Below are 23,556 nucleotides of genomic sequence, written 5' to 3'. Positions count from 1 at the left end.
GAACACGCGAAGGTGCCCGCCCCCGTAGGGACGGGCACCTCGCTCATTCAGCCGACCTCCGTCACCGTGCCCGCGCCGACCGTCCGCCCGCCCTCGCGGATCGCGAAGCCCAGCCCCGGCTCCAACGGGACCTCACGGCCCAGCTCGACCGACACCGTCACGGTGTCCCCCGGCCTGGCGATCGCCGTCTCACCGAGGTCGATGTCGCCGACGACGTCCGCGGTGCGGATGTAGAACTGCGGCCGGTAACCGGTCGATACCGCGGTCGTACGGCCGCCCTCGCGGGCCGACAGGACGTACACCCGCGCCGAGAAGCGGCGGCTGGGTACGACGCTGCCGGGCGCCGCGACGATGTGCCCGCGCCGTACCGCGTCGCGCGGCACCCCGCGCAGCAGCAGCGCCACGCTGTCCCCGGCCTGCGCCTCCGCCATGGGCTTGCCGAAGGTCTCCAGGCCGGTGACCACCGTCTCGACGGCGGCCCCGAGCACTTCGATCCGGTCGCCCACCCGGACCGTGCCGCGCTCGATCGCGCCCGTGACCACCGTTCCGCGTCCGGTGATGGTGAGCACGTTCTCGACCGGCAACAGGAACGGCGCGTCCAAGTACCGCTCGGGCATGGGCACATACGTGTCCACGGCGTCGAGCAGCGCGTCGATCGACGCCGTCCAACGGGGGTCCCCCTCAAGGGCCTTGAGGCCGGACACCCGCACGACGGGTACGGAGTCGCCGCCGTAGCCGTTCGCGGTGAGCAGTTCGCGGACCTCCAGCTCGACCAGGTCGGTGAGCTCGTCGTCGCCCGCGTCGGCCTTGTTGAGCGCGACCACGATGTAGTCGACGCCCACCTGCCGGGCGAGCAGCACGTGTTCGGCGGTCTGCGGCATGATCCCGTCGAGCGCGGAGACGACGAGGATCGCCCCGTCGAGCTGCGCGGCCCCGGTGACCATGTTCTTGACGTAGTCGGCGTGACCCGGCATGTCCACGTGCGCGTAGTGCCGGGTGTCGGTCTCGTACTCGACGTGCGCGATGTTGATGGTGATGCCGCGCGCGGCCTCCTCCGGGGCCCGGTCGATGCGGTCGAACGGGACGTAGGTGGACGCGCCGCGCTCGGCGAGGACCTTGGTGATGGCGGCGGTCAGGGTGGTCTTGCCGTGGTCGACATGGCCCATCGTGCCGATGTTCAGATGCGGTTTCGTGCGGACGTATGCCGTCTTGGACATGGCGGTACCTCGAAGCCTGGTGAGTGAAGTGCGGGGACCCCGAGGACTCGCCGACCCTCCCCCTGCGGGGTCCGCCGGACGATCCGGAGAGGGTCAGCTTCGGGCGCCGTCGACTGCGGCCGCTAGAACAGAAACGAGCACGGGAACGGCAGCCTTCGGGGCATCCGCGACCGCGGATGCTGCGAGGTGGAAGGCGTACCGGAACATGGCTCCGATCATTGCCGACGCTTTGCCCTGCGTCGAACGATTTATCAGCAGCGGGGACTTGAGGGGTCGTTGATCTTGCAGGAGCGGATGTTCTTCAGGGCTCGATGTTCTTCAGGGCCCGATGTTCTTCAGGGCCTCGCGCACCGACAGCGGCGCGAACCGCCCCTTCTCCCTCGCCAGGAAGCCACGAACCGCCTCCGGGTCCGTCTTGGCGTACTCGCGCAGACACCAGCCGATCGCCTTGCGGATGAAGAAATCGGGGTGCCCGGACTGGCGCAGGCAGTACGCGAAGAGGCGTTCGGTGTCGGTGTGCTCCTTGTAGCGCAGTTGGTGGAGCAGGGCCGTACGGGCCACCCACAGGTCGTCGTCGACGATCCAGGCGTCCATGTCGGCCGTCAGCCTCGGATCTGCGGCCACCAGGCCTCCCACTACGTGGGAGGCGAGTGCGTCGACGGTGTCCCACCAGGGGACCGTGGAGACGAGATGCCGGGCGACCGGCAGGAGGCCGGACGTGCAGTGCCTCACATGGCGGCGCAGGTAGTCCACCGCGAAGTACTGGTACTCGCGCTCCGGCAGTTCCCAACAGCGCAGGGCGATCGCGGTGCAGTCGGTCTCGTCGGGGCGGGGCGTGCCCTCCAGGACCGTGCGGGACAAAGCCCTGCGTACGGGCGTGGTCAGACCGAGGAAGGGCGCGATGTCCTTCATGTAGGCCCGCATCGGTACGGCCCGCTCCGAGTCGCCCGCGGCGGCGTACGTGACGGTGAGCCGCTCCAGCACGGTGTCGGCGAGAACACTGCCCGGCACCTTCGGAGTGCCCGCACCTGTGACGCTCATGAGACGAACCATACGGCGATCACATACACAGGTCGGTTAGGGTCGCCGACATGCTCGCCGATGCCGCCACCAACTCCAGGGGCACCCGCTCTGGGGGCACCGCCACGGCCACGGCCACATCCGTCGTCCCCGTCGCTCCCCTGCTGCCCGTCGCCCCGACCGGCTTCACCGCGCGCTGCACGAGAGCCCTGCTCTCACCGTGGTCCAGGTTGTCGCTCCTGCTCGTCCTGCTCGCCGGGGCCGGGGCGACCGTGCTGCTCTTCCATCCGCAGCGGCTGCTCTCCGACGGCTGGCCGCCCCAACTGGGCGGTGCCACCGCCGCGTTGGTGTTCGCCGCGGCATACGGCCTGTGCAGCGTGGCGTTCGTGCCGCGCCCGTTGCTCAACCTCGCGGCGGGCGCGCTGTTCGGCTCCCAGATGGGCACTGTCTCGGCGCTGGCGGGCACGGTGCTCGGGGCCGGGATCTCCTTCGGTCTCGGCCGTGTGCTGGGCCAGGACGCGCTGCGCCCGCTGCTGCGGGGCCGGTGGCTCAAGGCGGCGGACGGGCAGCTCAGCAAGCACGGCTTCCGTTCGATGATGGCGGCCCGGCTCTTCCCGGGACTGCCCTTCTGGGGCGTGAACTACTGCGCCGCCGTCTCCCGCATGCGCTGGATGCCGTTCCTGCTCGCGACAGCTCTCGGGTCGCTCCCGAACACGGCCGCGTATGTCGTCGCCGGCGCCCGGGCCTCCAGCCCCACGTCTCCGGCCTTCCTGATCGCCATGGCCTGCATCGCCCTGCCGGCCCTCGGCGGCGCGGTGGTGGCCTGGCGCAAGCGCCACCACCTGCGCGGCGACTGAACGACCCGGCGCGTCAGACGGATTAGATTCAGACACCCTCGATGATCATCGCGTTGGCGAGACCCCCCGCCTCGCACATCGTCTGCAGCCCGTAGCGCGCCCCTCGGTCCCGCATCGCGTGGACGAGCGTGGTCGTCAGCCGGGTGCCGCTCGCGCCGAGCGGATGGCCGATCGCGATGGCTCCGCCGTGCACGTTGACCTTGGCGAGATCGGCGCCCGTCTCCTGCTGCCAGGCCAGAACGACACTGGAGAACGCCTCGTTGACCTCGAACAGGTCGATGTCGTCGAGGGTGAGCGAGGCCCTGCGCAGCACCTTCTCGGTGGCCGGTATGACACCGGTGAGCATGAGCAGCGGGTCGGAGCCGGTCACGGCGAAGCTGTGCAGCCGGGCGATCGGACGCAGCCCGAGCCGGGCCGCCGTCTCGCTCGACGTGATCAGGACGGCGGAGGCTCCGTCGTTGATCGGGCTGGAGTTGCCGGCGGTGATGTTCCACTCGATCTGCGGGAAGCGCTCGGCCCAACTCGGGTCGTAGAAGGCGGGCTTGAGGCCGCCCAGGACCTCGGCCGTGCTGCCGGGCCGTACGCACTCGTCGCGCGTGGCGCCCACCAGGGGTGTCACCTGGGCGTCGAAGAGGCCCGCGTCCCAGGCGGCGGCGGCCTTGTGGTGCGAGGAGAGCGCGAAGTCGTCCAACTGGTCCCGTGTCATGGACCACTTGACGGCGATGAGTTCGGCACTGATGCCCTGCGGGACGAGACCCTCCGGGTAGCGTCCGGCGACGCCGGGGCCGAAGGGGTCGGTGCCGGGCAGCACGGCCGACCCCATCGGTACGCGCCCCATTGACTCCACTCCGCAGGCCACGACCAGGTCGTACGCCCCGGAGAGCACGCCCTGCGCCGCGAAGTGCACGGCCTGCTGGGAGGAGCCGCACTGGCGGTCCACCGTGGTCGCGGGCACAGACTCCGGGAAGCCCGCGGACAGGACGGCCTGCCGGGTGATGTTGACGGCCTGCTCACCGACCTGGGTGACCGTGCCGCCGATGACGTCGTCGATGAGGGCGGGGTCGATCCCGGTGCGCTCGACGAGGGTGCGCAGGGTGTGCGAGAGGAGTTCGACGGGGTGGACCTGGGCGAGAGTGCCGTTCGGCTTGCCCTTGCCTACGGGGGTGCGTACGGCTTCGACGATCACTGCGTCACGCATGGTGCGGGCCTCCACAGCAGTCTGAAACGACGAGACGACCGGAACTACCAGTGAGTAGGAAATCCAAACTCACCATAACGCTGTCAGTTGGAAAATCAAACCCTCTATTAAGCTGGTGCCATGGCCGCCACCAAAAACAAAGACGACAAAGACAAAGACGACAAAGACAAAAGCCCGCGCCCCTGCTCGATCGCCGACGCCCTCGCACTCGTCGGCGAGAAGTACTCCCTGCTCGTCCTGCGGGAGGTGTGCCTGGGCAATCGCCGCTTCGACCAGCTGGTCCGCAACATCGGCGCGCCGCGCGACGTCCTGGCCGCGCGGCTGCGCCGCCTGGTCGACGCCGGGATCCTGACCCGGCGGGCCTACAGCGAACACCCGCAGCGGTTCGAGTACCGGGCCACCGAGGCGGGGCTCGAACTGGAGCCGGTCCTGATGACCCTCATGGCATGGGGCGACCGTCATCTCCGTAGGGATCCACTCGACCGCCCCATGGTGATCGAGCACATCTGCGGCAACGAACTGGTCCCCACCGTCACCTGCACGGCCTGCGGGGCCTCAGTCAGCCACGAGGACCTGACGGCCCACCCGCAGGCGCCGGGCTGGACCGTGACGGGCCCGGCAGCGGCATAGTCGCCCCTCGGTCTCAGCCGGTCCCTTTGTAGACGTCCAACCGCCCGCACATCCCGAACTTCCCGTACGCGGACGGCTGTTCGGCCCGCACGGCGGCGTCGGCGAGGTGGGAGAAGTCGCCCCGGTCGAGCCGGTCGAGCTGCTCCCCCGTGGCCGCGGCGGCGGCCCGCGCACCCCGCTCCCATCGCTCGCGCCACTCCGCGAGCCGGGGTCGTACCAGCGCGGCGGCGGCCCGGTGGAACGCGGCCAGTGCTTCCGGGCTCTCGGCGGAGCGCAGCGCCTCGTAGCCCTCAAGGGCGAGGTCGCGCCGGGCCCGGGCGATCCGTTCCTGCTCGGCCTCGGGCGCGTCGGCCGGGATCACGGTGACGGCGGCGTACGTCTCCGGGTCGGTGAGGTACTGCGGGGGCAGCGTGAGCACCGCGTCGCCCGCCTCGGGGAGCCCGCTGTTCTGCATGAGGACGGTGATGCGCAGGTCGCCCTCGTTGACGAGCCGGTGGATGGTGCCCGGCGTGAACCAGGCCACCGTTCCGGCCGCGAGCGGCGTCACCTCGTACCCGGACGTGGTCAGCGTCTGCACCGCACCGCGCCCGCCGGTGACGACATACCCCTCCGAACAGGTCAGGTGCATATGGGGAGTTCCGCCGCACACCCCGCCATCCAGCTCGGCCGGCCAGTCGTAGACGGACAGATGCGAGACGGCGACCCCGCCCGGCAACCCCGAGAAGCCTCCCGCAGCCACCGCGGAGGCATTCACCACGGCCGCGCCTCCAGGTACTTGGCGATCTCCTCCCGCTCCCACGCCCCGTCGGCCACGACGACGCGGTAGCGCCTGGTGAGCGTGTCACCGGGGTCGAGCACCAGCTCGTCGTGGAAGGCGAAGGAGGGGGCGATCCCGGCGAACGGCTCGTTGCGCACGAACCAGTGGGCGGGGTGGGCGCCCTCCGCGCCGGTCTGGTCGTTCTCGGGGGCGTGCGCGAAGACGATCGTCGCGTGGCCGTCGGTGCCGTCGTGCTCTCCGGAGACGGCGAGCCAGGGGCCCTGGGAGCCCATCAGCCCGAGGCCCTCGCCGTCGGGGCCGATGATGCGGCCGTCGCGGAAGGCACGCGGGCCGCGCCAGAACAGACCGGTGTAGCCCGCCGCCTCCCGCCCGTGGGTGGTCGGGCTGCCGAACAGCAGGGGCTCGTCGCGGCGGTTCGTCACGGCGCTGGTCCAGGTCAGCGCCCATGAACCCGACTCGATGTCGACGTCGTGCACCTCGATCCGGCGCCGCTCGTCGGCCCAGAGTTCACCGCTGTGGGGGTGCCAGGTCAGCCGTTCGGCGATGACGAGGCGCTCGTCGCCCGAGTCGGTATGGGTGTCGATCTCGTCGAAGGCGACATGGGCCATCGACCCGACCCGCTCAGGGAGTTCGAGATACCCCTCGCCGTGAACGTATGTGTTGCCGCCCCACAGGTTCTGGCCCGACAGATGCGAGGCGGTGAACTGCAGGCCCTTGTGCCAGCGGTGGTCGTTGGGCCGGTAGTCCGTGACGATGTCGCCGGCCAGCGTTCTGATCGGGTGGAGGTACGGCTTCGGCGCCTCCCAGGCCGCCTCGGGCCGGTAGACGTAGCTGAACAGCTCGACGCCGGTGGCCGGTTCGGTCACCGTGATGCGGTCGCCGTGGGCATGGACGATACGCAGGCCGGTCATGCCGACACCTCCTCGCGCGCCACGGGCGCCCAGCCGGGGGCGCCGCCGTGCAGCGCCGTGTAATAGGGGTCACCGGGGCCGATCTCGCCGGCGCGTACGGTCGTGTCCGTGAACGCCGACTTGTAGAGCGCGGTGATCAGTTCCAGGCTCGTGCGCCCGTCGGTACCGCTGGCGCGCGGCCGTTCGCCTGCCCGCATGCTGACGACGAGTTCCCGCAGTTGCTCCAGGTGCGAACTCGGCACGTCGGGACCGAAGTTCTGCCAGGCGGCGGCCTCCTCACCCGAGACGTCCGGGGCGGGGGTGATGCGCCAGTTGTCGTTGCTGTGGCCGTACAGGTGGGTGAGTTCGACGGTGGCGCGCTCGCAGTCGATACGGATGCGGCTGACCTCGTCGGGGCTCAGGACACTGTTGACGACGGTCGCCATCGCGCCGTTCTCGAAGCGGACCAGGGCGGTTGAGACGTCCTCGGTCTCCACGTCGTGGACCAGCCGCCCGGCCATGGCCTTCACCTCGCTCCACGGCCCGAGCAGATCGAGCAGCAGGTCCATCTGGTGGATGCCGTGTCCCATGGCCGGACCGCCGCCCTCGGTCGCCCAGCGTCCGCGCCAGGGCACGGCGTAGTAGGCGGTGTCCCGGTACCAGGTGGTCTGGCAGTGCGCCACGAGCGGCCGGCCCATGGCCCGCTCGGCGAGCAGCCGGCGCACATGCCGGGTGCCCGAACCGAAGCGGTGCTGGAAGACGATGGAGGCGTACGGCCCGCTCGACGTCCCCTTTGCCGGGCCCTCTTCGTCCTCTACGGCGTCGAAGTCGGCGAGTGTGGGCACCGGCGGCTTCTCGCACCACACCCAGGCGCCGGCCCGCAACGCGGCGACGGTCTGCGCGCGGTGCAGGGTGGGCGGGGTGCAGATGGTGACGAGGTCGGGCCGCTGTTCCCGGAGCATCTGCTCCAGGTCGGTGTAGGCGTGCGGAATCCCGGCCTCGGTACAGAAGGACTCGACCGAGTTGGCATCGATGTCAACGGCCGCGACCACCTCGGTCTCGCCCTCCTCGGCGAGCCGGGCGAGCGCGGGGAAATGCGAGCCGCGACCGATGGCACCGGCGCCGACCACGGCGGCCCTGATGCGTCGCCCGGCAAGGGGGGCCAAGGGCCGACACGCCCCGGGGTTGGTGGCGGGTGTGGACATGGGCGTGATCAGCACTCCTCCGGAGACAGCGAGCGCGTCCAGCAAGCGCTTTCCTCCGCTGCAACGTATGCGCCGCCCCCGCGACTGGTCAACACCGCACGCCCGGAGTCGCCCGACCGCCCGCGAAACCCCTGTGTCCGGCCTGTCACACCGGGACGCTACGCTGCCCCTCACACACACTCGATCACCGTGCGCGGCGTTTTGGTGTGTCCTTTACTCCTCCGCGAGCAGCACTTGGACGCCGTAACTCCATGTCTTGGTTTGAATCCCTCATCCTCGGACTCGTCCAGGGGCTGACCGAGTTCCTGCCCGTGTCGTCCAGTGCGCATCTGCGGCTGACGGCGGCCTTCTCCGGCTGGAAGGACCCGGGCGCGGCCTTCACGGCGATCACCCAGCTCGGCACGGAGGCGGCGGTGCTGATCTACTTCCGCCAGGATGTCGGGCGGATTCTCGCCGCGTGGTTCCGGTCGCTCACGAACAAGGAGATGCGGCGCGACCACGACGCCCAGATGGGCTGGCTGGTGATCGTCGGCTCCATTCCGATCGGTGTGCTCGGGGTCACGCTCAAGGACCAGATCGAGGGACCGTTCCGGGATCTGCGGATCACCGCCACGATGCTGATCGTGGTGGGCGTCGTCATCGGTGTCGCCGACCGCCTCGCGGCCCGCGACGAAACGGGCGGCCGGCACCGGGCGCCCAAGCAGCGCAAGACGCTGGTGGACCTGAACGCCAAGGACGGCCTGCTGTACGGCCTCTGCCAGGCGATGGCGCTGGTCCCCGGTGTCTCCCGCTCGGGCGCGACCATCAGCGGCGGCCTGTTCATGGGCTACACCCGTGAGGCGGCGGCCCGTTACTCCTTCCTGCTCGCCATGCCTGCCGTACTGGCCTCGGGCGCCTTCGAGTTGAAGGACGCGGCCGAGGAGGGACACATCGCGTGGGGTCCGACGATGTTCGCGACGGTGATCGCGTTCGCGGTCGGATACGCGGTCATCGCCTGGTTCATGAAGTTCATCTCGCACAAGAGCTTCATGCCGTTCGTCTGGTACCGCATCGCCCTCGGCATCGTCATCATCGCGCTGGTCACGGCGGGCGCGCTGAGCCCGCACGCGGCCGAGTCGGCGGGCTGAACTACCGCTCGGGCAGGGCGAGGGCCCAGGGCTCGGGGGCGATCCCGACACCGTTGGCGACGTAGGCGATGGTGCGGTACCACCCGGCCAGTACGAGGAGTTCGAGGGCCTCGGGCTCGTCGAGGTGCTCCCGCAGGCCGGACCAGACAGGGTCGCTCAGCCGTGCGCCGGCGTCGAGTTCGTCGACCGCCCGGAGCAGCGCGGACTGCCGTGCCGACCAGGCCGGATCGTCCGGGGTACCGGTCACGGTCAAGGTGACCTGCTCCGGGGCGAGTTGGGCCGCTTCCGCGTACGCCGCCATGTGGACGCCCCACTCGTAGGCGCAGCCGGCGCGGGCACAGACGCGGGCGATCACGAGTTCGCGGTCGGCGGCGCTCAGGCGGCCGTGAACGAGGAGTCCGGCGCCCAACGCCCGCATGCGGGAGGCGAGTTCGGGGTGGCGTTCGAGGACCTTGAACAGCATGAGGGGTTCGTGGATGACACCGGGCGGCATCCAGCGGTGCAGGGCGCGGTCGGTGTCGGGGGTGTAGGGCGGGGTGACTCCTTCAATGCGCTGTTTCATGTCCCCAGACTCTTGCGCTTCTGAAATCGAAGCGCAAGAGTGAGTCCGGAGATCGACAAGAGTCGGGCGAGGAGGCCCTGTTGGAACCGATCCCCGCTCCCGGTCGCCCCGTGCGCGGGTCGAACACCGGGCGGCCCGTCATGGCCGCGCTCGACCTCCTCGGGCGGCGCTGGACGCTCCGTGTGATCTGGGAGCTCCACCGTCACCCCGCCGCGATCGGTTTCCGCGATCTGCAACGGGACTGCGACGCCATGTCCTCCAGCGTCCTGTCCACCCGCCTCACGGAGCTGCGCGAGGCGGGCATCGCGGAACAGACGCCGGACGGGGCCTGGCAGTTGACCCCGCTGGGCACGGACCTGGTGACGGCGATGGGGCCGTTGCTGGACTGGTCGCGGGTGTGGGCCGAGCGGCGGGCGTGAGCCAACTGATCGCACCGGGCGCCCGGTTCACGGCGCCCGGCTCACGCCGCCCGGTTCACGCCGCCCGGGCCGCGGCGCGCGACGCCCGTGACCAACCCCATACGGTTTGAGTAGCCGTCCGGTAGCGCAGTGTCAGTCCTTGCCCCTAGGCTGTTCCGCATGTCCCCCGATTCCGTCACCCCTGGTTCCGTGCGGTCTGCTTACGAGGTGAACGAGCAGATCCGGGCTCTCTGGCTGCGCGCGGGCGGATCGCTCTCCACCCAGGAGCGGGAGGAATACGAGCTGTTGGTGGTCGAGTGGGCCGCCGCGATACGCGACGAGGTCATCGAGGCCGCCTGAACGGCGAGCGGCCACACGCATCGCGATCGGCCGCAGAGGCCAGTACCCGGCACTCACCGTCCACCCGACACCCGCAACACCGTGCCCGTCGTGTACGAGGCGTCCGGTGACATCAGCCAGGCGATGGCCGCGGCGATCTCCTCGGGCTGCCCGGGGCGGCGCAGCGGGATCGACGTGGACACGCGTTGTGCGCGGTCGGGGTCGCCCATTCTCGCGTGGATCTCGGTGTCGACGATGCCGGGTGCGACCGCGTTGACGCGGATGCCGTCGGGGCCGAGTTCCTTGGCCAGGCCCATGGTGAGGGTGTCCACGGCGGCCTTGGTCGCGGCGTAGTGGACGTAGTCCCCGGGGCTGCCGAGCGTGGCGGCGGACGACGACACGTTCACGATCACGCCGTTGCCCCGGGCCGTCATGGCCTGCGCGGCGCGGCGTGCGCACAGCAGTGTGCCCAGGAGGTTGACCTCGACGACCTGGCGCAGGTCGGCGGTGTCGATGTCCGCGAGCCGGCCGAAGGGGCCGGTCACCCCGGCGTTGTTCACCAACCCGGTGACGGGCCCGAGTTGTTGCTCCGCCGAGGTGAACAGCCGCTCCACGTCCGCCTCGACGGACGCGTCCGCGCCGACGCACACGGCGCGTACCCCGGACTGCCGTACCCTGTCCGCCACTTGCTCGGCCGCCTTCGTGTCCCGGAGATACCCCACGACCACGTCGTGCCCGTCCTCCGCGAGCCGCAGACAGGTCGCTGCGCCGATTCCCCGGCTGCCTCCGGTGACGACCGTGACGAGACGTTTCATGCGTACTTCCCCTCAGGAGCGGAGCAGTTCAGGTGGTTGCCGGTCCGAGCCGGGCCCGGATGAGTGTGTCGAGTCGCCGCCATGCCGGGGACGAGGCGTTGACCGTGCCCTGGATGAGTGCGGGGATCTCGGAGTCCGCGGCCGGGCCGGGCGGTTCGTCGCCTTCGTAGCGTTCCCGGTGCGCCTCGGCGATCCGGCGGGCGAGGTCGTCGACGCGGGGATCGTCGGGAGCCAGGTCGTGCGCGCGGTCGTAGTCCAGGAAGAGCTGCCGCAGCGCCGGGTCGGCCAATGTCCCGGCCTGGTCGTGGAAGAGGGTGATCGCGTGGTCGGGGTGGGTGGCGAAGACGAGGATCCACAGGTCGCGTTGCAGGTCCACCCAGCGCGGTGTGAACCCCCAGCCGGCCAGGTCCTCCAGGTGGGCGCCCACCTCGTCGGGCAGCGGTGTCAGGTCTCCGGCGGCGAGCCGGCGCAGGCGCCCCTGCGTTGCCCGCAGGTCGCGGATGCGGGCGGTGAGGTCGTCGTCGATGCCGCGCAGTGCCCGTTGGAGTTCCTCCTCGCTCGCCGATCTGAGCTCGCGGATCCGGGCCAGCGGGACGCCGGCTTCGGCGAGTGTGCGGATCTTGATCAGGTCGACGGCGTCGTGCGCGCCGTAGCGGCGATATCCGGACGCGTCGCGGTCGGGTTCGGGGAGGAGCCCTTTGTCGTGATAGACGCGAATGGTCTTGATCGACACGCCCACGTATCCGGCCAGCTGCCCGATGGTGATCACCCGGCCATCGTCCCACTTGACCCCGCCCCTGGGGCAGGGTCGCAGCATGGGGGCATGACGAACACGAACCTCGACCGGGAGACCCTGCGCGAGCTGGCCGACGAGGGCAACGAGACCGCCCTGGACTGGCTGGCCGACCTCGCCGACGAAGCCGGTGACCTCGCGGAACTGAGCGAACTGCTGGACGAGGGATCCTCGCGTGCCGGGTTCCTCCTCACCCGACGCGCGACCGCGGCCGGGGACCTGCGCGCGCTGCACCGGATCTCCGACGCCGGGTACGACGAGGCCGGGCAGGAGCTGGAACGGCTGCTGAAGGCACCCGCCGACGGGCGGCGGGACTGAGGGATCCGGTCCTGTTCGGACTCCAAGGGGCGCACGCCTGTCCGAACACCACCGAATGTTCCCCACGTTGTCCCCGCGTACCCCTTGGCTCGGCACACCGAGTGACCAACACTTGCCCGATGACGCAGCGTGTGGAACTGGCGATCGTGATGGACCGGCTGGCCGTGGACGAAGTGATCACCGAGTACGCGGTGGCGGTGGACGACGGCGACTGGGAGGCGTATCGGAAACTGTTCGCGCCGAGAGGGCGGGCCGACTACCGGTCCGCCGGAGGCATCGAGGGGGACGCGGAGGAGATCGCCGGGTGGCTGGCCGAGAGCATGCGGCTGTTCCCGATGCGGCAGCATCTGATCGTGAACCGGCGCATCCGCTTCGGCGCCCTGGACCAGAACACCGACGACACCGCGCACGTCCGGGCCGACTACGTCAATCCGATGCGCTTCGCCAAGGAGGACGCCGACGACACCTCCACCGCGCCCGACTTCGTGTGCGGCGGGCGGTACGAGTTCGGGCTGCTGCGGACGTACGACGGCTGGCGGCTGACCGGGGTCGTCGTGGCGGAGAAGTGGCGGCGTCTTCCCGAGCGGCGCCCGGAGGCCGTGATCAACTGAGACGACCGGGTCGGCGTCCGCTGTCCGGAATCGTTCGCGACACGCACACTGGAGCCACCAGCGGGTAGGGGGTTCATATGAAGGCCTTCGGCGACTGGCTCGTCTCCCCCTGGCGGCGTTCGCTGCTCGCCGTCCTCGCGGGCGCGCTGCCCGTGTTCGCGTTCCCCGCGCCGTCGCTGTGGTGGTTCGCCTACGTCGCGCTCGTCCCCTGGATCCTGCTGACCCGCTCGGCACCCACCGGGCGGCGGGCGGTGTACGACGGCTGGTGCGGCGGGCTCGGGTTCATGCTGGCCGTGCACAGCTGGCTGGTGCCGAGCCTGAGTGTGTTCATCGTGGTCATCGCGGGGCTGCTCGGCGTGCTGTGGGCGCCGTGGGGCTGGCTGGTGCGCCGCTTCCTCGGTGGCGTGCCGTCGCCCCGGCGGGGCGCCGCCGCGCTCCTGGTCCTGCCCTCGGGCTGGCTGACGGTCGAACTGGTGCGGTCCTGGCAGGGGTTGGGCGGCCCCTGGGGGCTGCTCGGCTCCACCCAGTGGCAGGTGGAACCGGCGCTGCGGCTCGCGTCGGTCGGCGGGGTGTGGCTGCTGAGCTTCCTGGTGGTGGCCGTCAATGTGGCGGTCGCCGTGCTGGTCGCGGTCCGCGCGGTGCGGGTACCCGCCGTCGCCGGGCTTCTCGTCACCGCCGCCGTGACCTCGTCGGCCTGGGTCTGGTCACCGCGCCCCGACATCGACGGCCGCGTCCGGATCGCCGTCGTACAGCCCGGAATGATCGACGGCGCCGACAGCGACGTCCGGCGCTTCGACCGCGAGGAGCAGCTGACCCGCCAACTCGCCGGTCAGCACGTCGACTTGATCGCCTGGGGCGAGAGCAGCGTCAGCTTCGATCTCACCAAGCGGCCGGACTACGCGCGCCGTATCGCCGCCCTCTCCCAGGAGACCGGCGCCGACATCCTGGTCAACGTGGACGCCGAGCGCTCCGACAAGCCCGGCATCTACAAGAGCTCGGTCCTGGTCGGCCCGCAGGGGCTCACCGGCGACCGCTACGACAAGATGCGGCTGGTCCCCTTCGGGGAGTACATCCCGTTCCGCTCGCTGCTCGGCTGGGCCACCTCGGTCGGCAAGGCGGCGGGCGTCGACCGCAGGCACGGCACCGAGCAGGTCGTCATGAACGTGGGGCACGGGCTGCGCATCGGCCCGCTGATCTGCTTCGAGACCGCGTTCCCCGACATGAGCCGCCATCTCGCCCAGGACGGCGCCGACGTCCTGCTCGCCCAGTCGTCGACCTCGTCCTTCCAGAACAGCTGGGCCCCCGAACAGCACGCCACCCTCGCCGCGCTGCGCGCCGCCGAGACCGGCCGCCCGATGGTCCACGCCACCCTGACCGGCGTCTCCGCCGTCTACGGCCCGAGCGGCGAACGCATCGGCTCCTGGCTGGGCACCGACAAGAGCACCACCCAGGTCTACGACGTCCCGCTCGCACACGGCATCACGCCGTACGTCCGCTACGGCGCCTGGCCGGTGGGCCTGGCACTGCTGGTGCTCGCGGCCGTGTGCGCCGGTGAGGGTGTGCAGGCGCTCAGGCTGCGGCGGACCGCTCCGCAACCGCTCGTACCACCCGCTCGCACAGCTCATGAGTCGCCAGCGCGTCCCGGGCGCTGAGCACCTTCCCCGCCCGTACGGCGTCCAGGAAGGCGAGCACGGCCTGCTCGATGCCGCGCTGCCGGGCCACCGGGACCCAGTCCCCGCGGCGCCGGGTCGTCGGCTGGCCCTTGTGGTCGACGACCTCGGCGAGGTTGACCACCTGACGCTTGGTGTCCTGGCCGGACACCTCCAGGATCTCCTCCACCGAGCCGCTGAGCCGGTTCATCACACCCAGCGCGGTGAAGCCGTCGCCGGAGAGCTGGAGCACGAGGTGGTGCAGCAGTCCGTCCTGGGTGCGGGCGCGCACGGTGACGTCCTCGACCGGCCCGGGCACCAGGAACCGCAGGGTGTCCACGATGTGGATGAAGTCGTCCAGGATCATCGCGCGCGGCTCCTCGGGGAGCCCGATCCGGTTCTTCTGCATGAGGATCAGCTCGCGCGGGTGGTCGGCGCACTGCGCGTACCCGGGGGCGTAGCGGCGGTTGAAGCCGACCGCGAGCGACACGTTCCGTTCCTCCGCGAGCCGCACCAGGCGCTCGGAGTCGGCGAGTTGGTAGGCGAGCGGCTTGTCGACGTACGTCGGTACACCCGCTGCCAGCAGCCTGGTGACGATCTCGGGGTGCGCGGTGGTGGGCGCGTGCACGAACGCGGCGTCGAGGTCCTGCGCGAGGAGTGCGTCGAGGTCCGTGTGGCGCCGGTCCGCCGGCAGGTGCAGGCCGTCGGCGACGCGGGCGAGGGTGGCGGGGGTGCGGGTCTGCAGATGCAGTTCGACGCCGGGCAGGGCACCGAGAACCGGCAGGTAGGCCTTCTGCGCGATGTCACCGAGTCCGATGCAGCCGACCTTCACGGAGCCTCCCTGGCACTCGACCGGCGGTACGTTCTCGGAAGCATACGGCGGGGCGATATCCGGTGGTGCGGGCGCACCGGGCGCGCGAGGATGCGGGGATGACGACCGAGCGCAGTGAACCTTCGACCACCGCCGACGAACGCACCATGCTGGAAGGCTGGCTGAAATACCACCGCGAGACCCTCGCCTGGAAGTGCGAGGGCCTGACCGACGAACAGCTGAGGACCGCTTCCGTGGAGCCCTCCACAATGTCGCTCATGGGCCTGGTGCGGCACATGGCGGAGGTGGAGCGGAGCTGGTTCCGCAAGGTCATGGCGGACGAGCAGGCGGACCCGATCTACTTCACCGAAGAGGACCCGGACGGTGATTTCCACACCACCGGGACGGACACCTGGGCGGAGGCCCACGCCACCTGGCGGGCCGAGATCGCGGCGGCGGACGCGCACGCGGCCCGGTTCACCCTGGACGACGTCTCCGTGGGCAAGCACCGGCGCACCGGCGAGCGCTTCAACCTGCGCTGGATCTACACCCACATGATCGAGGAGTACGCACGGCACAACGGCCACGCCGATCTGCTCCGGGAGCGGATCGACGGGAGCACCGGCGACTGACGTCACGTCACCCGGGGCGGGCGCGGACCGTCCGTAAGGGGGCGGAGATCACCCGTGTGGGGCATCATCCGCCCGTCCGCTGTCCCAAACAGCGCCGGAACCAGCAGAGTTGCGCGGGTGCATCGAACGACGACCACCGCAACGCTCCTGGTAACCGTGGCTGTCTCGGCCCTCTCCGGCTGTGTGACCGTCCAGCGGCCACCGGCTCTCGCTCCCCCGGCCGCACCGTCCCAAGCGTCGGTGCCGCGCCCGGACGGGAGCGCGGAGCCGCAGGTCGTACAGGCCCCGGCCCGGGAGGCGCTCGAACTCATCAGCCCCTCGCACCATCCGGAACCGGGCACGCATCCGCCGCGTCGCGCCCCGGTCCAGCCTCCGCAGGCGGCGGCCCAGGCGCCGGTGCCCCGCTCGCACCCGCATCCGTATCCCCCGTCCCACCCGCATCCGCACCCGAAGCCGCGGCACCCCCGGCAGCCGAGCGCGGACATCCCGGACGTGGTCAAGTCGGTGCCGAAGAACACGTCGGACGTGTGCGCCCTGGGCAGGAAGTACGGCGGCTGGCAGTCGGACAGCCCGCAGTCGATCATCTGCGGCCGGACGTACGGGCGTTGAGGCCGACCGGACTCTAGGGCCGCTGTCTCGGCGGCCCCCAGTTCCCTTCCCCGGCCGCACCGCCCTCTGTGTCGAGCCGCAGTTCCAGTCGGCCGATCGCGGCCCGCACCCCGTTGCCGTAGCCGTCGTCCGCGAGGACCGTGCAGGCGCCGCGGGCGCGGCGGAGGTGGGTGCGGGCGGCGTCCGGGCGGTCGAGCTTGATGTAGTCGGCGGCGAGGTTGAGATGCAGGGAGGGGTAGAAACCGCGCACCGCGCTCGCCCCCTCCTGGCCCACGTCGTCGGGGTCGCCGGCCTCCCGCCCGTCCGTCAGCTCGTCCGCCGCCGACAACGCCCGGAGATCCCAGGCGAGTTCGTCGGTCGGGTCGTCCTGGGTGTCGGCCAGGTAGTGGGCCAGTGTGCAGCGGTGCAGCGGGTCGCCGTCCTCTCCGAGCTCCGCCCACAGGCCGAGCAGCCGCTCCCTGGCCTCCTCCCGGTCGCCGCCGTGGTGCAGCATGACGACCTGTCCGATCCGCGTCAGCAGAGCGTCCGGCGCCGCCTGCTCCTGTCGCTCCGCCACAGCGTCCTCCGCACCTCGTCAGCCACCGTTGGCTGTCCCCCTCGAAGCTAACCGCCCCCGCTGACAATCCCCGTCAGGCGGCCCCGGACCGGCCCCGGTGAGGTCAGCCCAGGTTCGGGATGCGCCAGTCGATCGCAGTGTGGCCCTGCTTCGCGACGGCCTCGTCGATCTGGGTGAACGGGCGGGAGCCGAAGAACTTCTTGGCGGACAGCGGGGAGGGGTGCGCGCCCTTGACCACCACGTGCCGCTCCTCGTCGATCAGGGGGAGCTTCTTCTGCGCGTAGTTGCCCCACAGGACGAAGACCGCCGGGTCGGGCCGGTCGGCCACCGCGCGGATCACCGCGTCGGTGAACTTCTCCCAGCCCTTGCCCTTGTGGGAGTTGGCCTCGCCGGAGCGGACGGTGAGCACCGCGTTGAGCAGCAGGACGCCCTGCTGGGCCCACGGCATCAGATAGCCGTTGTCCGGGACCGGGAGGTCCAGCTCCTCCTTCATCTCCTTGTAGATGTTCCGGAGGGAGGGCGGGGTCTTCACGCCGGGGCGGACCGAGAAGCACAGGCCGTGTCCCTGGCCCTCGCCGTGGTACGGGTCCTGACCGAGGACCAGCACCTTCACCTGGTCGTACGGCGTCGCCTCCAGGGCGGCGAAGACCTCCTCGCGCGGAGGGTAGACCGGTCCCTTCGCCCGCTCCTCCTCGACGAACTCGGTCAGCTCCTTGAAGTAGGGCTGCTGAAGCTCGTCGCCCAGGACTCCGCGCCAGGACTCGGGGAGCATGGAGATGTCGGTCACGTCAACTTCCTTACCATGTGCGGCGACTACGATGCGGTACGACCGCGCGGTGCGGTCGCTTCCATGTCCCAGAACCTACAGGCGACCACTGACAACCGGTGCCGCGAGCCGGTTCACCAGCTCGTCTTGCGGTACAGCTGCCACATCATCATGATCGTCGACGGGTCGAGCGCCTGCTCCCCGCCGGAGATGTCGTCGCTGGCGGCCACGTACTGCCGCCCCTGCCACAGCGGCAGCAGCCGGGTGTCGTCCACCAGGATCTGCTGCGCCTCCTCGAACTCCTTGACCACGTCGGCCCGGTCGGTCTCCTTGCGGGACTCGGGCAGCAGTACGCCGGTGATCCTCGGCGACGGGTAGGGCGTACCGAGCGCGTTCTGCTGTCCCACGAAGGGCGCGATGAAGTTCTCGGCGTCGGGGAAGTCCGGGAACCAGCCACGCCCGAACACCGGGTACTCGCCCTTCTGGTAGCCCGTCACGTACGTCTTCCAGGGGCGGCTCTTCAGGGTGATCGTGAAGAGCCCGGAGCCGTCGAGCTGACGCTTGAGTTCCTTGAACTCCAGGGCGGTCTCGGAGCCGTAGCGGTCGCTGGTGTACCAGAGGGTGAGCGGGACGCGGTCGGTGATGCCCGCGCGGGTGAGGATTTTCCGTGCCTTGGGGACGCTGGGGTCTCCGAAGTCGTCGAAGAAGGCGGTGGTGTGGCCGGTGAGGCCCTTCGGGACCATGGAGTAGAGGGGGTCCACGGTGTCGCGGTAGATCTTGTGGGTGATCGCCCCGCGGTCGACGACCTGGGCGACGGCCTTGCGGACTGCGGGGTTCCGGGCCCACCGGTCCTTGGGGTTGAACACCAGGTAGTTGATGTCGGTGCCGGAGCCTTCGACGAGTTGCAGGTCCTTCGAGGGGCTGCCCTGGAGGGTGACGATGTCGTCGGCGGCGAGGCCTCGGTAGGTGACGTCGATCTTCTGGTCCCGCAGCGCCTTGACCATGGTGCCCGAGTCCTGGAAGTAGCGGATCGTCACCGCGCTGTTCTCACGCCTGGCGAAGCCCTTGTAGCGGTCGTTGCGGACGAGTTGGGCCTGCTTGCCGTCGTCGTAGGACTTCAGGGTGTAGGGCCCGGAGCCGAAGACCTTGCCGTCCTTGCGCAGGGAGTGCGCGGGGTAGTCGTCGGGGTCGACGATCGACATGGCCGGGGTGGCGAGCACGAACGGGAAGGTCGCGTCGGGCTTGTTGAGGCGGAAGACGACCTCGCGGTCACCGGTCACCTGGACCCGGTCCAGGCTGCCCAGCAGGCCGGCGGGTCCGCCCGCCACGTCGATCTGCCGGATGCGGTCGATGGAGTGCTTGACGGCCTGGGCGTCGAGGGTGTCCCCGTCGGCGAACTTCATGCCCGCGCGCAGTTCGCAGCGGTACGTCGTGTTCGAACCGTCCGTGAAACCACAGCTCTTGGCGGCGTCCGGCTCGGGGGTGGTCGCACCGGTCGGGTAGGCCAGGAGCGTCTGGTAGATGTTGCGGAACAGCTCCCACGAGCCGTCCCAGGAGCCGGCCGGGTCGAGCGTGCTGGGGGCGCTGGTGGTGCCGACGACGATGGGTCCCCGGTCGTCCGGATTTCCGTCCGAGAACACCCCGCATCCGGCCACCAGGGATATCGACGTGATCGCCGCGGCTCTCCGCAGGCCTCGGTTCGGGTTGAACACGCGCACACTCCTCGATCCGCCGTACCAAGGGTCGGCAGACCATACCGCAGTGTCCCGGCCGGTTGAGCAAGGTTCGGACGGGGCACTTGATCAGCGGTTTTATGACGACGTTGTCAGTCCACTGTGCGCGTTTTCGTACCTCGACACGGGCGCCGATTCCGTAAAGGGAACAGCAAAGGAACCGGCGCCCGGGTCGTGGGGTCAGGCCACTCCGGCGTTCAGGAGGATGCCGCCGTCGACGACGAGGGTCTGGCCGGTGATCCACTCGGACTGCTCCGAGGTCAGGAACGCGGCGGCGCCGCCGATGTCGGACGGCACACCGAGCCGGGCCAGCGGGTAGGAGGCGGCGGCCTCCGCCTCGCGGCCCTCGTACAGGGCGGCGGCGAACTTGGTCTTCACGACCGCCGGGGCGATCGAGTTGACCCGTACGCCGGGCGCGAACTCGTGCGCCAGCTGGAGCGTCAGGTTGACCATCGCGGCCTTGCTGACGCCGTACGCGCCGATGAACGGCGAGGCGGAGATCCCGGCGAGGGAGGCGATGTTGACGATGGCGCCGCCGTTGTCCTTCTGCCAGGCGTGCCAGGTCTTCTGGGCGAAGCCGAGCGCCGAGATGACGTTGGTCTCGAAGACCTTGCGGGCGACGTTCAGGTCGAGGTCGGCGATCGGGCCGAACACCGGGTTCGTACCGGCGTTGTTGACCAGGTAGTCGACGCGGCCGAAGGCCTCCATCGTGCGCTCGACGACGACGGTCTGGTGGGCCTCGTCGTGGGCCTTGCCGGCCACGCCGATGACGCGGTCGGCGCCGAGCGTCTCGACGGCCTCCTTGAGGGCGTCCTCGTTGCGTCCGGTGATGCAGACCCGGTCGCCGCGGGCGAGCAGCGCCTCGGCGACGCCGTAGCCGATGCCGCGACTGGCGCCGGTGATGACGGCGACCTTGCCGGAGAGTTCAGGCAGTTCAGTCATTTTTTCCTGCGTTCCCTGTTCCCGTGTTCCCTAGTTGAGCGGTCCGCCGGCGACGTACAGGACCTGGCCGGAGACGAAACCGGCCGCCTCGTTCGTGAAGAAGGCGACGGCGTTGGCGATGTCGTCGGGCTCACCGACGCGCTGCACCGGGATCTGGGTGGCGGCGGCGGCCTTGAAGTCCTCGAAGCCCATGCCGACGCGGGCGGCGGTGGCGGCGGTCATGTCGGTGGCGATGAAGCCGGGGGCGACGGCGTTGGCCGTGATGCCGAACTTGCCGAGCTCGATGGCGAGGGTCTTGGTGAAGCCCTGCAGACCGGCCTTGGCCGCGGAGTAGTTGGCCTGGCCGCGGTTGCCGAGGGCGGAGGACGAGGAGAGGTTGACGATCCGGCCGAAGCCCGCGTCGACCATGTGCTTCTGGACGGCCTTGGTCATCAGGAACGAGCCGCGCAGATGCACGTTCAGGACGGTGTCCCAGTCGGAGACGCTCATCTTGAAGAGCAGGTTGTCGCGGAGCACGCCCGCGTTGTTGACCAGGATCGTCGGCGCGCCCAGCTCCGCGACGATGCGCGCGATCGCGGCCTCGACCTGCGCCTCGTCGGAGACGTCGGCGCCGACCGCGAGAGCCTTGCCGCCGGCCGCGGTGATCTTCTCCACGGTGTCCTTGCAGGCGGCCTCGTCGAGGTCGATCACGGCGACCGCACGGCCCTCGGCCGCGAGGCGTACGGCGGTGGCGGCGCCGATGCCCCGCGCTCCGCCGGTGACGATCGCGACCCGCTGCTCAGTGGTGGACATTCCTGGTTCTCCTCGCCCTTGAGAAACTCTCGCCCTTGAAAACCGCGGCCTGCCAGTGAGCGACCGCTTAGTACCTTCGGCAGACGTGACGCTAGAAGCCCTGGCACTCGGTGTCAACGTGCGCAGGGCCGGGTGTGATTCATTACCTCACCAGCAGGTCGAGCAGGCGCTCCGTCTCGGCCGCCGGATCGACGGTGAGACCGGTGTGCACGGGCCCCGGCTGCACGACGGTCGACCGCGGCGCGATCAGCCAGCGGAACCGCCGCCCCGCGTCGTCCCGCCCCGCCTGCCCGGCCGCGTCACCACCGGCACACACTCCTTCTACGGCACCGAGCGCGGCCCTGATCCCGGCCACATCGGCGGCCGGGTCGAGGGCGAGCAGCCTCGCCTCGTCCAGATGGGTGCGGGCGCCGACGTAGGAGCGGGCACGGCAGTAGACGAGCACCCCGGCGTTGATGCACTCGCCGCGTTCCACCCGCGGTACGACGCGCAGCAGGGCGTACTCGAAGACGTCCCGTTCGTTGGCCTCGCTGGGCCGGATGATGTGGCGCTCGGTCACTGGTCCCTCTTGATGCGCTCGTGGATGACGGCGGCGCGCGTGAGGAGGGGCGCCGCGTAGGCCCGGCGGAGGTCGCCGGGGGCGCTGAAGCCGGGTTCGCCGGTCAGCCAGGCGTCGGGGATCTCGGCGGTGACCTCGGCGAGGAGTTCCTCGGTGACCCTCGGTGCGAGGTCCGCGGCGGCGCTCGCGAGGTCGGGGGTGAAGCGCGCGAGGGCGTGGTCGGCGGCGTCGTAGGGGCGGGCCGCGGAGGTCTCGGCGCCGGGCCAGTTGTGGTGCCAGATCATGGTGGCGCCGTGGTCGATGAGCCACAGGTCGCCGTGCCACATCAGCAGGTTGGGATTGCGCCAGGACCGGTCGACGTTGTTCACGAGGGCGTCGAACCAGACGATCCGGCCCGCCTCCTCGGGGCTCACCGTGAAGGCCAGCGGATCGAAGCCGAGGGCGCCGGACAGGAAGTCCATGCCGAGGTTGGCGCCACCGCTGGACTTCAGCAACTCCTGGACCTGCTGGTCGGGTTCGCCGAGCCCGAGCACCGGGTCGAGGTCGAGGGTCACCAGTCGCGGCACCCGGAAGCCCAGCCGGCGGGCCAGCTCCCCGACGACGACCTCGGCGACGAGTGTCTTGCGGCCCTGTCCGGCACCGCTGAACTTCATGACGTACGGCGCGAAGTCGTCGCCCTCGACGAGCCCCGGCAGCGAGCCGCCTTCCCGCAGGGGCGTGATGTAGCGGGTCGCGATGACTTCCTTGAGCACTTTCCGAGACTCCCTGGCCTTGCCGTCCACAACCGCTTCGGACGCGCCTCCGGCACGGAGTCAGCATTCTATGAGGAGTGGGGGCGCCCGCTCTCACCAGGACCGGGACAGCGGACGCCTCCTTTCCGCTCAGCTCACCGGCGGTGCGCGACGCAGTGGACGGAGTTCTCCACCACGGCGGCCATGGCCTGCTGGCCCTGGGCGTTGGGGTGGGCGGGCGCGGTCGGCGCCGCCGCGACCAGGGGTTCGATCCAGCGCTCGCCGGCCGGCTTGCACATGTCGTGTCCGACCGTCGGGGTGTAGGTGTCGACGTAGGCCGCACCGTGCGCCGACGCCTGGTCCGCGATCATCGCGTTGAGCTTCTTCTCGGTGTCCCGCAGATAGCCGAAGTCACCGGCCGCCAGCGGTACGGCGGAGCTGGTGCAGCCGACTCCGTCGTCCGGGAACAGGTCGGGGTAGCCGACCACCACGACCTTGGCCCGGGGAGCCCGCTCGTGGATGGCGTCCAGGGCCGCGGCGATCTTGGGAGCGGTGTCGTCGACGCGCTGCGCCAGCCGGTCGGTGCCGTCGCTCGTGAAGAAGGTCTGGCACGGGTTGCCGGTCGGGTTCTTGGACGTCAGTCCGGCACAGGTGGCCAGGTTGCCGGAGAAGCCGATGTCGTTGCCGCCGATGGTCAGGGTGACCACGTCGGTGTCCGCGCCGAGGGCGTCCAGTTGCGGTGCCGTCGAGCCCTGGGGGCCGGCCAGGGCCGTCGTGGTGGCGCCCGAGCAGCTGACGTCGGTCAGCCGCCAGTTCTGCGCCGCCGCGAGGAGCGACGGATAGTTCTGGTCGGACCGCGCGCACGTGGCGTCGACCTGGGTCGGTATGCCGGGTCCTGAGGCGTACGAGTCGCCCAGCGCGACGTAGTTCACGCTGGGCGCGGTGTGCGCCGCGGCACTCGCCGCCGTCGCCCCCGCGACGCACAGGGCCATCGCGCAACCCGCCACCGCGGCGCCGC

General features: G+C 70.5%; 28 protein-coding genes. 10 read left to right on the top strand and 18 right to left on the bottom strand.

The window, feature by feature from the left end; translation table 11 throughout:
• Positions 1-47 precede the first annotated feature (47 nt).
• Positions 48-1,217 carry an elongation factor Tu gene (tuf, locus tag OC490_RS33505; RefSeq protein ID WP_262061779.1) on the bottom strand — a complete coding sequence of 390 codons (1,170 nt, stop codon included), beginning with the start codon at positions 1,215-1,217 and terminating at the stop codon, positions 48-50.
• 318 nt (positions 1,218-1,535) lie between these two features.
• Complete coding sequence (locus tag OC490_RS33500) at positions 1,536-2,258, bottom strand: DNA alkylation repair protein (protein ID WP_262061778.1); 723 nt, start codon at positions 2,256-2,258, stop codon at positions 1,536-1,538.
• Between the two features lie 50 nt (positions 2,259-2,308).
• Between OC490_RS33500 and OC490_RS33495 the strand changes: the two genes are divergently transcribed.
• Complete coding sequence (locus tag OC490_RS33495; RefSeq protein WP_262061777.1) at positions 2,309-3,094, top strand: TVP38/TMEM64 family protein; 786 nt, start codon at positions 2,309-2,311, stop codon at positions 3,092-3,094.
• Positions 3,095-3,122: 28 nt separating this feature from the next.
• Here the strand turns inward: OC490_RS33495 and OC490_RS33490 are convergent, their stop codons facing one another.
• Complete coding sequence (locus OC490_RS33490) at positions 3,123-4,292, bottom strand: thiolase family protein (RefSeq protein ID WP_262061776.1); 1,170 nt, start codon at positions 4,290-4,292, stop codon at positions 3,123-3,125.
• A gap of 120 nt (positions 4,293-4,412) precedes the next feature.
• Here OC490_RS33490 and OC490_RS33485 point away from each other — a divergent pair, with 120 nt between their 5' ends.
• Positions 4,413-4,922 carry a winged helix-turn-helix transcriptional regulator gene (locus OC490_RS33485; protein ID WP_262061775.1) on the top strand — a complete coding sequence of 170 codons (510 nt, stop codon included), beginning with the start codon at positions 4,413-4,415 and terminating at the stop codon, positions 4,920-4,922.
• Between the two features lie 13 nt (positions 4,923-4,935).
• Here the strand turns inward: OC490_RS33485 and OC490_RS33480 are convergent, their stop codons facing one another.
• The 3 genes from OC490_RS33480 to OC490_RS33470 are packed head-to-tail and all read right to left on the bottom strand — an operon-like array spanning position 4,936 to position 7,795.
• On the bottom strand, positions 4,936-5,679 hold the full coding sequence (locus OC490_RS33480; protein ID WP_262061774.1) for a cupin domain-containing protein: 744 nt from the start codon (positions 5,677-5,679) through the stop codon (positions 4,936-4,938).
• Positions 5,673-6,611: a PmoA family protein gene (locus tag OC490_RS33475; protein ID WP_262061773.1), complete on the bottom strand. Its 939-nt coding sequence runs from the start codon at positions 6,609-6,611 to the stop codon at positions 5,673-5,675. The genes OC490_RS33480 and OC490_RS33475 overlap by 7 nt, the downstream gene beginning before the upstream one ends.
• Positions 6,608-7,795 (bottom strand): Gfo/Idh/MocA family protein, encoded by a 1,188-nt coding sequence (locus OC490_RS33470; protein ID WP_262061772.1) that lies wholly within the window; start codon positions 7,793-7,795, stop codon positions 6,608-6,610. The genes OC490_RS33475 and OC490_RS33470 overlap by 4 nt, the downstream gene beginning before the upstream one ends.
• A 251-nt stretch (positions 7,796-8,046) precedes the next feature.
• Here OC490_RS33470 and OC490_RS33465 point away from each other — a divergent pair, with 251 nt between their 5' ends.
• Positions 8,047-8,922: an undecaprenyl-diphosphate phosphatase gene (locus OC490_RS33465; RefSeq protein WP_262061771.1), complete on the top strand. Its 876-nt coding sequence runs from the start codon at positions 8,047-8,049 to the stop codon at positions 8,920-8,922.
• A gap of 1 nt (position 8,923) precedes the next feature.
• Here OC490_RS33465 and OC490_RS33460 read toward each other — a convergent pair whose 3' ends face one another.
• The gene (locus tag OC490_RS33460; RefSeq protein ID WP_262061770.1) at positions 8,924-9,484 is read right to left on the bottom strand and encodes a carboxymuconolactone decarboxylase family protein; all 561 of its coding nucleotides are present in this window, start codon (positions 9,482-9,484) and stop codon (positions 8,924-8,926) included.
• 140 nt (positions 9,485-9,624) lie between these two features.
• On the opposite strand from OC490_RS33460, the gene OC490_RS33455 reads away from it, so the two are divergent.
• Both OC490_RS33455 and OC490_RS33450 read left to right on the top strand, forming a co-directional pair.
• Complete coding sequence (locus tag OC490_RS33455; RefSeq protein ID WP_262061861.1) at positions 9,625-9,903, top strand: winged helix-turn-helix transcriptional regulator; 279 nt, start codon at positions 9,625-9,627, stop codon at positions 9,901-9,903.
• A gap of 159 nt (positions 9,904-10,062) precedes the next feature.
• Entirely contained in the window at positions 10,063-10,242 is a 180-nt protein-coding gene (locus tag OC490_RS33450; RefSeq protein ID WP_026178900.1) for a hypothetical protein, read from the top strand.
• Positions 10,243-10,295: 53 nt separating this feature from the next.
• On the opposite strand, the gene OC490_RS33445 is transcribed toward OC490_RS33450, so the two are convergent.
• On the bottom strand, positions 10,296-11,036 hold the full coding sequence (locus OC490_RS33445; protein ID WP_262061769.1) for an SDR family NAD(P)-dependent oxidoreductase: 741 nt from the start codon (positions 11,034-11,036) through the stop codon (positions 10,296-10,298).
• Positions 11,037-11,064: 28 nt separating this feature from the next.
• Entirely contained in the window at positions 11,065-11,805 is a 741-nt protein-coding gene (locus OC490_RS33440) for a MerR family transcriptional regulator (protein ID WP_262061768.1), read from the bottom strand.
• A 54-nt stretch (positions 11,806-11,859) separates the two neighbouring features.
• Between OC490_RS33440 and OC490_RS33435 the strand changes: the two genes are divergently transcribed.
• From OC490_RS33435 to lnt, 3 genes are all read left to right on the top strand, one after another.
• Positions 11,860-12,147, top strand: a complete 288-nt coding sequence (locus OC490_RS33435; RefSeq protein WP_262061767.1) for a hypothetical protein — start codon at positions 11,860-11,862, stop codon at positions 12,145-12,147.
• Positions 12,148-12,266: 119 nt separating this feature from the next.
• Complete coding sequence (locus OC490_RS33430; RefSeq protein WP_262061766.1) at positions 12,267-12,758, top strand: nuclear transport factor 2 family protein; 492 nt, start codon at positions 12,267-12,269, stop codon at positions 12,756-12,758.
• A gap of 77 nt (positions 12,759-12,835) precedes the next feature.
• On the top strand, positions 12,836-14,410 hold the full coding sequence (gene lnt, locus OC490_RS33425; protein ID WP_262061765.1) for an apolipoprotein N-acyltransferase: 1,575 nt from the start codon (positions 12,836-12,838) through the stop codon (positions 14,408-14,410).
• Here the strand turns inward: lnt and OC490_RS33420 are convergent.
• The gene (locus OC490_RS33420; RefSeq protein ID WP_262061764.1) at positions 14,328-15,239 is read right to left on the bottom strand and encodes a Gfo/Idh/MocA family protein; all 912 of its coding nucleotides are present in this window, start codon (positions 15,237-15,239) and stop codon (positions 14,328-14,330) included. The genes lnt and OC490_RS33420 overlap by 83 nt on opposite strands.
• A gap of 98 nt (positions 15,240-15,337) precedes the next feature.
• Between OC490_RS33420 and OC490_RS33415 the strand changes: the two genes are divergently transcribed.
• Positions 15,338-15,850: a DinB family protein gene (locus OC490_RS33415; protein ID WP_262061763.1), complete on the top strand. Its 513-nt coding sequence runs from the start codon at positions 15,338-15,340 to the stop codon at positions 15,848-15,850.
• Between the two features lie 156 nt (positions 15,851-16,006).
• Complete coding sequence (locus OC490_RS33410; protein ID WP_262061762.1) at positions 16,007-16,459, top strand: hypothetical protein; 453 nt, start codon at positions 16,007-16,009, stop codon at positions 16,457-16,459.
• 13 nt (positions 16,460-16,472) lie between these two features.
• On the opposite strand, the gene OC490_RS33405 is transcribed toward OC490_RS33410, so the two are convergent.
• The 8 genes from OC490_RS33405 to OC490_RS33370 all read right to left on the bottom strand — a co-directional run bounded on the left by OC490_RS33405 (position 16,473) and on the right by OC490_RS33370 (position 23,530).
• Entirely contained in the window at positions 16,473-17,015 is a 543-nt protein-coding gene (locus tag OC490_RS33405) for a hypothetical protein (protein WP_262061761.1), read from the bottom strand.
• A gap of 103 nt (positions 17,016-17,118) precedes the next feature.
• Positions 17,119-17,802, bottom strand: coding sequence for a uracil-DNA glycosylase (gene ung, locus OC490_RS33400; protein ID WP_262061760.1), 684 nt, complete (start codon positions 17,800-17,802; stop codon positions 17,119-17,121).
• Positions 17,803-17,915: 113 nt separating this feature from the next.
• Positions 17,916-19,493 (bottom strand): ABC transporter substrate-binding protein, encoded by a 1,578-nt coding sequence (locus OC490_RS33395; protein WP_262061759.1) that lies wholly within the window; start codon positions 19,491-19,493, stop codon positions 17,916-17,918.
• 201 nt (positions 19,494-19,694) lie between these two features.
• Positions 19,695-20,456 carry an SDR family oxidoreductase gene (locus OC490_RS33390; RefSeq protein ID WP_262061758.1) on the bottom strand — a complete coding sequence of 254 codons (762 nt, stop codon included), beginning with the start codon at positions 20,454-20,456 and terminating at the stop codon, positions 19,695-19,697.
• Between the two features lie 30 nt (positions 20,457-20,486).
• Positions 20,487-21,248, bottom strand: a complete 762-nt coding sequence (gene fabG, locus OC490_RS33385; RefSeq protein WP_262061757.1) for a 3-oxoacyl-ACP reductase FabG — start codon at positions 21,246-21,248, stop codon at positions 20,487-20,489.
• Between the two features lie 142 nt (positions 21,249-21,390).
• Positions 21,391-21,807 carry a DUF3037 domain-containing protein gene (locus OC490_RS33380; protein WP_262061756.1) on the bottom strand — a complete coding sequence of 139 codons (417 nt, stop codon included), beginning with the start codon at positions 21,805-21,807 and terminating at the stop codon, positions 21,391-21,393.
• On the bottom strand, positions 21,804-22,559 hold the full coding sequence (locus tag OC490_RS33375) for a HipA family kinase (protein WP_262061755.1): 756 nt from the start codon (positions 22,557-22,559) through the stop codon (positions 21,804-21,806). Before OC490_RS33375 ends, OC490_RS33380 begins: the two co-directional genes overlap by 4 nt.
• Positions 22,560-22,693: 134 nt before the next feature.
• Positions 22,694-23,530 (bottom strand): SGNH/GDSL hydrolase family protein, encoded by an 837-nt coding sequence (locus OC490_RS33370; protein ID WP_262061860.1) that lies wholly within the window; start codon positions 23,528-23,530, stop codon positions 22,694-22,696.
• Between the last annotated feature and the right edge of the window lie 26 nt (positions 23,531-23,556).

Source organism: Streptomyces sp. STR69 (genome assembly GCF_024519455.1).
In the GTDB taxonomy this organism is placed as follows: Bacteria; Actinomycetota; Actinomycetes; order Streptomycetales; family Streptomycetaceae; genus Streptomyces.
The sequence above is the reverse complement of the archived record's forward strand: the minus strand, read 5'-3'. Positions and strand labels throughout refer to the sequence as shown.